At 42.3% G+C, this 13,147-nt stretch carries 6 protein-coding genes and 1 pseudogene; all 7 read left to right on the top strand.

Features of this window, described 5'->3' with window-relative positions:
• Positions 1 to 16 precede the first annotated feature (16 nt).
• The 7 genes and pseudogenes from K6969_RS11640 to K6969_RS11610 all read left to right on the top strand — a co-directional run bounded on the left by K6969_RS11640 (position 17) and on the right by K6969_RS11610 (position 12,925).
• Complete coding sequence (locus K6969_RS11640) at positions 17 to 460, top strand: DUF3284 domain-containing protein (protein WP_171943234.1); 444 nt, start codon at positions 17 to 19, stop codon at positions 458 to 460.
• Positions 461 to 503: 43 nt separating this feature from the next.
• Positions 504 to 1,880, top strand: a complete 1,377-nt coding sequence (locus tag K6969_RS11635) for a PTS sugar transporter subunit IIC (protein ID WP_043025573.1) — start codon at positions 504 to 506, stop codon at positions 1,878 to 1,880.
• A gap of 326 nt (positions 1,881 to 2,206) precedes the next feature.
• The gene (locus K6969_RS11630; RefSeq protein ID WP_171943235.1) at positions 2,207 to 2,785 is read left to right on the top strand and encodes a CHAP domain-containing protein; all 579 of its coding nucleotides are present in this window, start codon (positions 2,207 to 2,209) and stop codon (positions 2,783 to 2,785) included.
• Positions 2,786 to 2,899: 114 nt separating this feature from the next.
• Complete coding sequence (locus K6969_RS11625) at positions 2,900 to 4,021, top strand: IS110 family transposase (protein WP_061366882.1); 1,122 nt, start codon at positions 2,900 to 2,902, stop codon at positions 4,019 to 4,021.
• A gap of 753 nt (positions 4,022 to 4,774) precedes the next feature.
• Positions 4,775 to 5,038, top strand: a pseudogene (locus K6969_RS11620) (amino acid ABC transporter ATP-binding protein); the annotation flags it as partial.
• A gap of 353 nt (positions 5,039 to 5,391) precedes the next feature.
• Entirely contained in the window at positions 5,392 to 6,333 is a 942-nt protein-coding gene (locus tag K6969_RS11615) for a LacI family DNA-binding transcriptional regulator (RefSeq protein WP_002939863.1), read from the top strand.
• A gap of 286 nt (positions 6,334 to 6,619) precedes the next feature.
• Positions 6,620 to 12,925: a pullulanase gene (locus K6969_RS11610; protein ID WP_171942996.1), complete on the top strand. Its 6,306-nt coding sequence runs from the start codon at positions 6,620 to 6,622 to the stop codon at positions 12,923 to 12,925.
• Positions 12,926 to 13,147: the final 222 nt, after the last annotated feature.

Below are 13,147 nucleotides of genomic sequence, written 5' to 3'. Positions count from 1 at the left end.
AGATAGGAGGACAGGTATGAAAATCAAAAAAATAGGACAGGTTCCAATTGAACAATTGTTTGCTGCGATTGGTCGATCCTTGAAAGAGGATTATCAGCAAAATACTGGACGTCCTCTTCTTGATCAAGATATCCAGAAGGGGTTGACCTATGTAAAAACATTTGGAAACAAAGGAGAGCATAGTGTCAAGGTGCATGTAGAGGAATTTCTTGCTCCCTATCGTTATGCTGTTTGTTTTCATTCCAATCGAGGAAAAGAGCATATCCGCTATGATTTGCACGCTTTGGGGGACAATCAAACAGAGATTGAATACTCTTATGAAATGGAAGCGGCAGACTTATTTATGAGAGGGAACTACTTTTTAATGGAGAAAGTCTTCTCTAAGAGTTTGAAACGGCAGACAGATGCTCAATTAGAAGCACTGATTCGGTATTCTAAAGAAGGTGCTTCGACATCGTGATTTTGTTTATACAACAATAAAAAAATAGAAAAGGAGACAGATTATGTCAAATATTTCTGAAAAGTTCATGGAAATATCAGGAAAAATCGGCTCGCAACGTCATTTGATAGCTATACGTGATTCCTTTATTTCCATGATGCCGATTACAATGGCTGGTACGGTAGCCGTCCTGCTCAATGTCTTTTTGAGGGATATTCCAAACAATATGGGTTGGACAGGTTTTGCAGAGGCTATGCAGCCTGTTATTAACATCAATGGCTATGTTTATTTTGGGACCATTGGGATTATGGCACTTGTTTTTGCCTTTGCTTTTGGTTACAACTTGTCTTTGATGTACAAGGTCAATCCTCTTGCAGGCGGTTTGATTTCCTTTGCATCATTCATCTCTACTATTCCTCAAAGTGTAACGATTTCCACTGCTTTAGACGGAGTTGATAAGTCAGTTGTTTCTGCTTTGGAAGGTTTGGGATTATCCATTGTGACGACAGATGGAGTTTCAGCCTTGGAAACAAGCCAGTGGGGAGCTATCGCATTGAAATATGGCGGTGCAACAGGTTTGTTTACAGCATTGTTTATTGGATTTCTCGCCACATGGGTCTATGCAAGTCTTGTAAAACGGAATGTCATTATTAAATTGCCAGATTCTGTTCCACCGGCAGTTAATAAGGCCTTTGCTGCTATTATCCCAGGTACTGCTGCAATTTATGCGTCATCCATTGTGGCATATCTTGCATTTACTCTAACAGGACAATCTTTGGGAGATTTAGTATCAACTTATATTCAACTGCCATTACTTGGTCTGTCACAAGGTCTTGGGTCAGTCATTCTTTTAACTTTCCTTGTACAACTTTTTTGGTTCTTCGGCCTGCATGGTCACAATGTCTTGGCGCCAATTATGGACGGAGTCTATATGGTTGCACTAAATGAAAATGCGGCTGCTTATACTGCAACTCATAGTACTGCGAATTTACCGTGGCTTTGGACTCGTGGTTCCTTTGATGCTTATGCTCAAATGGGTGGTTCAGGCGTCACTCTAGCTTTGATTATTGCTATTTTCATTTTCTCAAAACGAGAAGAATACAAAATGGTAGCTAAATTATCTGCTCCAATGGGTGTATTCAATATTAACGAACCAGTTACCTTTGGTATACCAATGGTATTGAATCCACTGTTTGCTATTCCATGGCTAATTGTTCCACCGATTTGTGCAACTATCGCATACTTAGCGACAGCGGCAGGTATAATTCCGCCAGTCTTTGCTCCTGTTCCATGGATTACCCCTCCAGGACTCTACGCTTATCTAGCAACAGGTGGTAACATTATGGCTGCGTTGGTTTCACTATTCAACCTCTTTGTTGCCTTCCTGATTTGGACACCATTTGTTATTGCAGCCAATAAGGTTAAGGCTGGTGAGGAATAATGTTTTCCAAGAACAAATCTCCTTTCTTATTGGCGCTAGGATTTTTCCTTATCGCGATTAGTCCGCTTTATGGGAATAAATATCTAAACATTATATCTGGTTTGGTTTTTATTTTAATCAGTGTACTTAGGAGTAGGAGAAAATAATTACACTAAATAGAAAACGACTTCCGTATTGGAGGTCGTTTTTTTGACAAAAAGTCCGAACACTGTAATTGTTAAGAGATTGCAAGTTATCTGTAATATTTGTTACATTTCTTTAAGCTCTCTGCAAGGATTATCCCTTAGGATAGATAGGGCATAAAAAACACGAAGGAATTAAATATTATGAGTTATCAAATGATAAAAAAACAATTCAAATTGGGACTGTTTACAGCCCTCATAGGAAATCTTTTATGGTTGGGAATGGTGAATGTCAGTGCAGATGACACAGTTATAAGCGATAGTCCGACAGTATCAGCGTTAACAAAAAAGGTTGAAGCTGCAAAAAAAGCAGCCAAAGCTGCTGCCGCTGCAAAGGCTGCTTTGGCTACCAATATGGTGTCAGAGGTTGCTGTGGAATATACGGCTAATACCTATCCAGCTGGTCAGTGTACTTGGGGCGCCAAAGAAATGGCTCCTTGGGTTGGAAACTATTGGGGTAATGGTGGAGATTGGGCAGCTAGTGCGACAGCGCTTGGATATGAAGTGGGAACTACTCCAAAAGTTGGCGCTATTGCTGTATGGACAGATGGAGGCTACGGTCATGTTGCCTATGTAACAGATGTGGCAGCTAACGGTCACATTCAAGTTAAGGAATCAAACTATGGTGGAGTATACTACCCAAGTAATGTCCGAGGTTTCTTTGATCCAACAACGACTAGCGAAGGAACAGTCAGCTATATTTACCCACCAGCTGGAGTATAATTATAGACAATATGTAAAGACCCCCAGTTGAGAATTCGTGGATTTACCTGTACACTAGAATAAAAAAACAATCAACTTCTAACAGGAATTACCACACTCAATTGGAGGTCTTATATGTTTCATTTTACCACACTTTTCATCGGAATGGATGTTCACAAAGAAAGTTTTTCACTCTGCTATTATGATATGATGGCGAATCAATTCAAACATAGCACTAAAGTTGGTCCAAATGTTAGCTATATTGTGAACTATGTGAATGAGCTTCGTCGTTTATATGGTCAAGATGCAGAAGTGTTATGTGGCTACGAAGCCGGATGTCTTGGATTTACCCTATATCACCAGCTACAAGCTCACGGGATCCCCTGTATCGTGATGGCGCCTACAACGGTGATGAAGGAAGGATCTAAGCGTGTTAAGACTGATAAAAAAGATGCAGCTCAGCTCGCAAAAGCTCTGGCCTTTCGTAGCTATCGGCCTGTTCATATTCCTACTGTTGAGGATGAACAAGTCAAAGAATATATCCGCATGAGAACAGACCACAAAGTGGCTCTGAAGAAAATCAAACAACAAATTCTTGCCTTCTGTCTCCGACATGATTTTCGCTATACCGAGGGAAGCAGTAATTGGACACAGAAACATGTTCGCTGGCTCCGTTCCCTAAAACCTGAGGGACTTTACGCAGAGATTTTGACAGAATATCTATTGACCTATGAGAAATTAGTAGATCAAATAGAACGGTATGATGCACGAATTGAGCAACTGGGTCAAAGCGACAGTTACCAAGAGAAGGTCTCACGGCTTTCTTGCTTTATTGGCATTAAAACACTAACTGCTCTTTCCATTGTGACAGAAATCGGTGATTTTAATCGCTTTGCGACAGCTCAACATTTTGCTTCTTATCTTGGGCTAACTCCTAGCGAAAATTCTAGCGGCGACAAGGAGAGAAGAGGTGCTATCACCAAAGCTGGGAATAGCCATGTGAGACGACTTCTGATAGAAGCTGCACAATCATTGGCTAAGGGGACGATTGGGTATAAATCCAAAGAATTGAAAAGGAGACAAAGTGGAAACCGAGTGGAGGTGATTGCTTATGCGGATAAGGCTAATGAACGCTTAAGAAGACGTTATCGCACACTTGTTCTAGGAAAAAATAAGAAACAAAATGTTGCTAAAACAGCTATTGCACGAGAATTGTCTGGTTTTATTTGGGGGATGATGACAGGAAGAATAGCTTGAAGTTAGCGCTTGTTTTCATGTACACTTTTGACCATTAAGTTTTATCATCGCAGAGCGATGAGGAATCCCTATTTCTATCCAAAATCACTGGGTGAATTTGGACAGAAATAAGGATTGAAATCATGTTTGAATGGAAAGTATCTTGAAGGAGTTTAGGACTTCAAGGTTTGAGTCATCTACGAAACGACTAAGTGGCACAATTGTGATCCACGCTTATAGAGAGTAGGACTCGCGGCAGAACCATTGACCTGTAGGTAACCAATCCACGAATATCAGAGTGGCCAATGCCCGAAGCTAAGAACTAGGCTCTTTCTAGATACTTTTCATTTTTTAATCAGTTCGATTGTTTTTACTTGACAAAGGGCTTTACATATCAGTCATTTGAATTAACTTTGATACATCGTCACTTTCGTCTTGCCGTACTCTACGAAAGTGACTTGCTTCGCAGGTCTTATTTCCAACCTAGAACAGCCTTTATGCTGTTCTAGCAACCTGCACCTCAGTTCCTTGTCTGAAAGCTAATTCATTCGACTATAATATGAGATATAAAGACCGAGTAGGTCTCAGATTGAAGAAAAAGTCCATTTTGGACAATTTTCTTCAATCTTTTTTCTGTATGTTGAAAATAAAAAAACTCTCAGAAACACCAAAATATCAATGTTTCTAAGAGTTTAATGACTTGCTATCTTTCGCAAACTTCTTCAATTTTTTATATTGTTAGGAGTTTGTCTACGTTCTGAGACCGAGATCATCTATTTTGACGAACCAACCTCGGCCTTGGACCCCGAACTAATCGGCGAAGTCTTGGCAGTCATGATTCAGCTGGCCAAGGAAGGTATGACCATGGTAATTGTGACGCACGAGATGGGCTTCGCGCGTGCGGTAGCTGATCGAGTCATATTTATGGATGGTGGTCGGATTGTCGAAGAAGGTCGACCAGAAGACATTTTTGACCAGCCAAAAGAAGAACGTACTAAGCAATTCTTAGCTCGCATTCAAAAGGTAGATGTTGAGTAAGCTAAGCAAGTAATTTATCTTATTCATTTCCATAATCGTACAGAAAATGGACAGAATTTGACAAAGATACTTCAATTGTTAGACATTGATTGGTTTAGCGGTTGGAGTATTTTTTGTTTAGAGGGAATGGGTATTCTTATATAGTACTTTTAGCACGAGGTGATGAGCCGCAGGCATAGATGAAGTTAGGCAAGGAGTAATAGAAGGAAAACTAAATGACGATAAATGTATTCGAAAGGTCTTTACTTTTTAGTAATAAATAGTATATAATAACCTAAAGAAAACGTTTGCACAATTTTGACTGTTTGCTTGCTAAAAGATAAGCAACAGAAATAGAATTAGGGAGGAGTTCTATGACGACATTAGCCGATGTGGCTAGGTTAGCCAATGTATCAAAGATGACTGTTTCGCGTGTCATCAACCATCCAGAACAAGTTACACAAGAGCTGCGGACGCTCGTAACAGCTGCGATGGAAGAATTAAACTATAAGCCAAATGTGGCGGCCAAGGCCTTGGCCCAGCAACGGACACTGATTGTTCAGGCTGTCATTCTCGAAAAGATGGATGTGGTAGAGCCGTACTATATCGACCTTCTTGCAGGAATCGCTGATGAGCTCAATCATCGAAATTATACCTTGCAGTTGGTGACCAATCCAAGTCAGATTACTGATCAATGTGATGGTTACATCGTGACTGGCGCTCGCAAGGATGACTACCCTTGGTTGAAAGGACTGCGGAAGCCATTGATTTTATTTGGGGAGAATCAAGAAGGCCTTCCTTTTGTAGATTCAGACAATCGTTTGGCGACTAGGTCCGCAACCCAGTTTGCTTTATCAAAAGGTTATGAGAGGATTGTTTTTGTAGGGATTGACTTGCCAGAAGCCTTTGAAAAAGGGAGAGAAGAAGGCTACAAAGATGCGATGCAGGGCCGAGAAACTCATCTCTATCGATTGGAAAATCGTTCTCGTGTTGCGGAAGAATTTGTGAAAAATCTTGATTATTTACCAGAAAACACCTGTTTTATCTGCGCATCGGATCGTCTCGCTCTTGGGGTTACAAGAGGTTTACAAGCTCTAGGAAAGTCTATTCCGAATGACGTTGGGGTGATTGGTTTTGACGGCTTCTTTTTAGATCGGATGTCCAGACCAGCCTTGACGACGATGAAGCAGCCGATTCGTCAAATGGGGGCTCTTAGCGTCAAACATTTAATGACGATATTGGATGGCAAGCCTCTGGCTAGACAGGGGCATTACTGTCAGGCGACGTTAATTGAAAGGGAGACTACACCTCAGTAGTCTCTTTTTTTGGTCAGTGGGCGGTCTAGGAGCAAAAGAGGGGGGAGCTATTTATTCTATTTTTGTTAGATAGTAGATTAAAACTTGTTACCGCTAACATTCAAGAAAACGTTTGCAAAAACTCCTTGGAATTGTATATACTGGTAGTGTACAATACAAACTTATTTATACTCTTCGAAAATCAAAATCAGACGTTGTTGACTTGATTTGATGAACTTCAGTTCTATCTGCATCTGCGTCGCCTAGTCTGTTTTTGATTTTCATTGAGTATTATATGGAGGAGTCTATGAAAAAGAAATCCGTTCAGAATATGAAACGAACAGGGATGCTAGAGAAGAAACAGATTTTTGGCATTCGTAAACTAAATGTAGGTGTAGCCTCTGTTGGGATTGCGGCGGCTCTGTTTTTAAGTGGAGCTGGTCAACTAGTGCAGGCAGAGGAAGTTGTCCTCCCTGCGTCAACTAGTTCAACGACTCTTTCGGAACAGGATGGCGGCGCGGTAGAAGCGACCACAACTGCGATAGAAGCTACAGATTCTATGGTAGCTGAAGCGACAGCGGTAACAGAAACAGCAGATGCAACTGCTCCAGAGGAAGCTCCTATCGAAGAAGGCAGTATTCGTCTGCACTTTGAAAATGTAGATGAAACAGCACCAGAAAGTCAAGGACTTTGGACTTGGGGAGGAGTGGCAGAGCCGTCCGATGGCAATCAATGGCCGAATGATACAGCGAATTTTTCAAGCAGTCAGGTAGATCACTACGGCCATTACGTTGATATTAAAAAATCTGAGACACCAGGAACGATTGGCTATCTGGTTCTCAAGAATGGGGAAAAAATAACAGAATCGGACCAAAAAGTGGAGCTTCTTGTTCCGGAACAAAATGAGGCTTGGATTGCTAGTGATTATAGCGTGTCTAGCTATGAGCCGCTCAAAGATGAAAATGTCCTCCGTATCAACTACACCCGTGAAGACAACAATTATGAAGGTTGGGGCGTTTGGACTTGGGGCGATACGACTGAAGCAAGTAGCGACTGGCCAACAGGTGCCGTTGACTTTAAACTTGGCAAATATGGCGCTTATGTTGACATTCCCCTCTCGAATAGTTTAGATTCTAAGCTTGGATTTCTGCTAATCAATCAGAATAATCCAGATTTGGCAGGCAATAAAACAATTGATTTAGCCTTTGCAGATCGTAAACGGCATAGCCAAATTTTCCTTCGCAATGACGACGACAAAGTCTATACCAATCCATATTTTATCGAAGAGAAAGTAGAACTTGATACAAGTAAAGCTACTCCGGGTACAAAAAATGTGACCCTTGAGGCAAGTTTGAAAACACCATTCAACTACAATGAAAGCGGCTTGGTATCTGTAACTGTCACCAATCCTGAAAATGCTGAGATTGTCAAAATGGAAGTCGATACAAGTGCCATCGGTGGAGGCCTTGTGCCAATCTCTACTGAGCTCAATCGTGTGACCATTAAAGCGACATCTAGCACAGCGCCAGGTACATATAGTCTTCCTGTAAAGGTCTATGACAAGGACAACGGTTACTACGAAACCAGCCTAGATGTGACCATTACAGAGCGTATCAAGGCAGATGGTGAAAAAGACTGGGACGAGCAAGTCATCTACTTTATGATGACAGACCGTTTCTATAATGGAGACACCAGCAATGACAAGCTAGTGGAAGGAACAGCCTCCAACCCACGCGGTCTTTACCAGGGCGGTGACTTCAAAGGAGTGACAGCCAAGCTGGACTACTTGAAAGAATTGGGTGTGGACTCTATCTGGTTGACTCCGATTGTGGAAAATATTCCACAGAATGTTGGTAGCGTAAAAGATGGAGAGTACTATGCTTACCATGGTTATTGGGCATCCAATTTTGAGAAACTCAATCCGCATTTGGGAAGTTTAGCCGACTTCCACGAATTGATTGATGCCGCAGCCGAAAAAGGCATTAATATTATTGTTGACGTGGTGCTGAACCATGCTGGCTATGGTACAGAAGAAACCTTTGCAGGTATGGTACGGACTAAGGAAGAAGACAAGCAGGGAGATGACCAATTAGGCGCATTATCTGGATTACCAGACTTCAAGACAGAAGAGGCTGCGGTTCGCAATCAATTGGTTGCTTGGCAGGCATCTTGGTTGGAACGCTCAACAACTGCCAAGGGCAACTCTATCTATGCTTTCCGTGTCGATACCGTCAAACACGTTGATGATACCACATGGCAACATTTCAAAAATGAATTGGTGGATAGAGATCCTGACTTCCACTTGATTGGGGAAACTTGGGGAGCGAATTATAAGGATACCAAGGGTGACTTGGGTATTGGTACTATGGACAGCTTGTTGGACTTTGGCTTCAAGGATATTGCCAAATATCTGGTCAATGGTCAACTAAAAGCAGCTGGAAAAGAGCTGGAAGAACGTAGCAAGGTTCTGACTAGTGCAGCTTCTCTGGGTCAATTCTTGGGCAGTCATGACGAAGATGGTTTCCTCTACAGTCTCGGTGGCGCAGAAAAAGAAGGAAATCTGGACAAACTGAAATTGGCTGCCAGTCTTTTGATTACTGCTAAAGGCCAGCCAGTCATCTACTACGGTGAAGAAGTGGGTCAATCTGGACAAAACAACTGGCCAGTTTATGACAACCGGTACGATTTCGATTGGAGCAAGGTAGAGACTAGCGACATCACAGACCACTATCAGAAATTATTGGCTTTCCGCAATGCCAATTCAACATTGCTCTCACGTGGTGATACAAGCACACTTGCTGGAAATGATAGCCAAGGTTGGCTTATCAGCAAACGCAGTTACCAAGATCAAGCTGCCTATCTTGTCTTCTCAACCAATACCGAGAACAAGGAAATGGCGCTTGAAGTATCTGGTAAAGATGTAGTGGTCACAGATGCCTACACAGGAAAATCTTATCAAGCTGTCGAGAAAGACGGTAAATGGGTTGTTCAAGTCGAACTGCCAACAATTGGTCAAGGTGGCACCATGCTCCTTCAGACAGAAGTAGGTGACATCGTCAATGCAAGTGTGCAAGAAGCAACTGAAGAGCCAATTGAAGCAGGCTACTTCCGTGTTCACTTTAAAACTCTACCATCTGATAATTTATCTAGCTTAGGTTTATGGACATGGGATGATGTGGAAAAACCATCGTCAGATCTTGGTGCTTGGCCAACAGGTGCAACCAATTTCAGTACTGCTAAGCAGGATGACTATGGCTATTATCTGGACATCAAGATGAAAGATGAAACAGCCAGCAAGATTAGCCTGTTGATCAATAACACTTCTGGTGATAACATCACAGGTGACAAGACCATTGAACGGATTAGCACCAAGATGAATGAAGCTTGGTTTGATGAGAATTATCAACTCAGCCTCTATCAACCGCTTAAAGAAGGCTACATCCGTATCAATTACTTCCGTACCGATGGCAATTATGATCAAAAAGGTCTCTGGATTTGGGGTGATGTGACTGACCTTACCTTGGGTGACTGGCCAAATGGTATTGATTTTGAAAACCAAGGCAAGTACGGTGCCTATACTGATGTTAAATTAACAGATTTACCAAGTACCATTGGCTTCTTGCTATTGGATGAAAGCAAGTCAGGAGACGATGTGAAGATTCAACAGAAAGATTATAGCTTTAAAGATTTGAAAAATCAGACACAAATCTTCCTCAAAGATGATGATGCGACTATTTACACCAACCCTTATTTTGTCAATAATGTCCGTGTGACAGGCGTTTCTCACGTTAGCCTAACAGCCTTAGAAGCAGCCTTTACAACATTGGAAGGTGCGGATAAGGATAGCATCTTGGAGAAATTGTCTGTAACAGATAAGAATGGTCAGACAGTTGCAGTAACGGACCTTGTCTTGGACATTACCAGCAACAAGGTGCGAGTCCTCGGGGATTTCAACCAAGAAAATGCGGGCTATACCCTCAAATATGGCAATGATAGCTTCACAACAACTATGAGCTGGCAGTTGAAGGATGAGTTATATGCTTATGATGGAGAGCTGGGTGCACGTGTGAGTCAGGCTGGTAGTGTCGTTGATATGACTCTCTGGTCTCCAAGTGCAGACAGTGTGGCAGTCGTTCTTTACGATAAGGATGACCAATCTAAGGTGGTCGGTAAATTAGCCATGACCAAGGGCGATAAGGGACAATGGGACCTCGAATTGAACAGTCAATCAGGTCTTGGTATCGCTGACTATCGTGGTTACTACTACCATTATGAAATCACTCGTGGGGATCAATCTGTTCTTGTTTTAGACCCATATGCTAAGTCTTTAGCGGAGTGGAATAGTGATTTGGCAGATACAGATCCATCTTATCGGATTGCAAAAGCTGCGATTGTGGACCCAGCAGAAGTTGGTCCAAGTGATTTGAACTATGCCACAATTCCTAACTTCAATCAGCGTGAAGATGCTATTATCTATGAGGCTCATGTCCGTGACTTCACATCAGATCCTTCTATTTCCGATGAATTGACAGCTCAGTTCGGTACCTTTGTGGCCTTTGCAGAGCGTCTCAGCTACCTCAAAGACCTAGGTGTGACCCATATTCAGCTGCTCCCAGTTATGAGCTACTATTTTGTCAATGAATTGAAAAATGCAGAGCGGATGAGTGAGTATGCTTCTAGCAACAGCAACTACAACTGGGGTTATGATCCACAGAGCTACTTTGCCTTTACAGGTATGTATTCTACAGATCCGACCGATCCAATGAAACGCATCGAGGAATTCAAAAAACTGGTCAATGAAATCCACAAACAAGGCATGGGTGTGATTTTGGATGTGGTCTACAACCACACTTCTAAGACCTTCTTATTTGAAGACTTAGAGCCAAACTATTATCACTTCATGGAGGCAGATGGTACGGCTAAATCAAGCTTTGGTGGTGGTCGTCTGGGAACCACTCACTACATGAGCCGCCGTGTCTTAGTTGATTCCATCAAGTATCTTGTGGACGAGTTTAAGGTAGATGGTTTCCGCTTCGATATGATGGGGGACCATGATGCCGAAGCAATTGAGCTGGCCTTTACTGAGGCTCAAAAACTCAATCCAAACATCATTATGCTTGGTGAAGGATGGAGAACCTTTACAGGCGACGCCAATCAGCCTGTTCAGCCAGCGGACCAAGACTGGATGAGTTCAACAGATACGGTTGCGGTATTCTCAGATGAGATTCGCAACACACTTAAATCTGGTTATCCAAACGAAGGTCAGCCAGCCTTTATCACAGGCGGTGCTAAGAGTGTTGAGTCTGTCTTCAATAACATCAAGGCACAACCAGGCAACTTCTTGGCAGATGATCCGGGTGATGTGATCCAATATATTGCTGCGCATGATAACTTAACGCTCTTTGATATTATCGCTCAGTCCATCAAGAAGGATCCATCAATCGCTGAAAATTACACTGAAATTCACCAACGTCAACGTTTGGGTAATTTGCTAGTCTTGACTGCTCAAGGGACACCGTTTATCCATTCTGGTCAGGAGTATGGACGGACCAAACAGTTCCGCCATCCCGATTACAAGGAGCCAGTTACAGAGGACAAGGTACCAAACAAAGCTCATTTGTTGACCAATGCTGATGGTACACCATTTGACTATCCATACTACATTCATGATTCTTACGATTCATCTGATGCGGTTAACAAATTTGACTGGACCAAAGCGACAGATGAGGCGCTCTATCCAGAGAATACCCGTACTCAGGCCTTTACAAAAGGATTGATTGCCTTGCGCAAATCTACAGATGCTTTCCGTTTGGGAACAAAAGACCAAGTCGATCAAATGGTTAGCTTGATTTCAATTCCAGGTCAAAATGGCATTGCCAAAAATGATGTGGTCATTGCCTATCAAACCATTGCAAGCAACGGTGATCGATATGCTGTCTTTGTTAACGCCGACAGTAAGGAGCGCAGCTTTGTTCTTTCTGATAGTTACAAAGAATTGCTTAAGGGTCAAGTGCTGGTCGATGGTAAGCGGGCTGGAATAGCAGCGCTGACTGATTTGGTAGGTGTGACATTGACAGATGATGCAGTTGTACTTGCGCCATTGACTGCAACGGTGATTCGCTTGTCTGACATCATTGCAGAAGTTCCAGATACAGCGCCTACTGCTGAAGAAAAACCAATCCTAGACTTTACTACGAAAGAACGTACAGAAGAATCTGTCCTTCCGATTGCAGAGGAAGTTCGCTATGATGAAACTCTTGCAAAAGGTCAATCCTATGTCCTACAAGAAGGTAAGGCAGGCAAGAAAGTTGTGAATTATCAAGATGTCTTAGTTGATGGCAAGGTGGTCGCTACTAACTTGTTATCAGAAACAGTTGTTGATAGCGAAACACGTATTGTTGTGAAAGGCAGTATGGAGGCTAAGAAAGAGGCTGAAAAACCAAGTCTTTCTACTACTGCTCAAGCATCTAGACAAGCGACAAGTGGTGCAAGCAAGGCGAGTCTGCCGATTACGGGTGACCGACAAAGCGATTTGGCACTTCTAGGTCTCGGACTTGCTGGACTTGGTTTGACAGTTGCTGCGCAAGGAAGAACTAAAAAATCAGAAGAATAGTATGCTTTCCTCCCAAGAGGTTAGGGACCCTATGGTTCTTGACCTCTTTTTTATTTTGTGGGCAGAAACCAAATCGTCTTTTAAATTTTACGATTTAGAAGTAGTCAATAGAAACTTTGGTAAATAGTCCAAGAGTGAACACAAGCCTGTGCTTTATTTGGTCTTTTTGTTTCCGCTTACATAACTTATAATAAAACCATAAAAATCATTTCAAAAAAGGAG

Source organism: Streptococcus suis, assembly GCF_019856455.1.
In the GTDB taxonomy this organism is placed as follows: domain Bacteria; phylum Bacillota; class Bacilli; order Lactobacillales; family Streptococcaceae; genus Streptococcus; species Streptococcus suis_AE.
The sequence above is the reverse complement of the archived record's forward strand: the minus strand, read 5'-3'. Positions and strand labels throughout refer to the sequence as shown.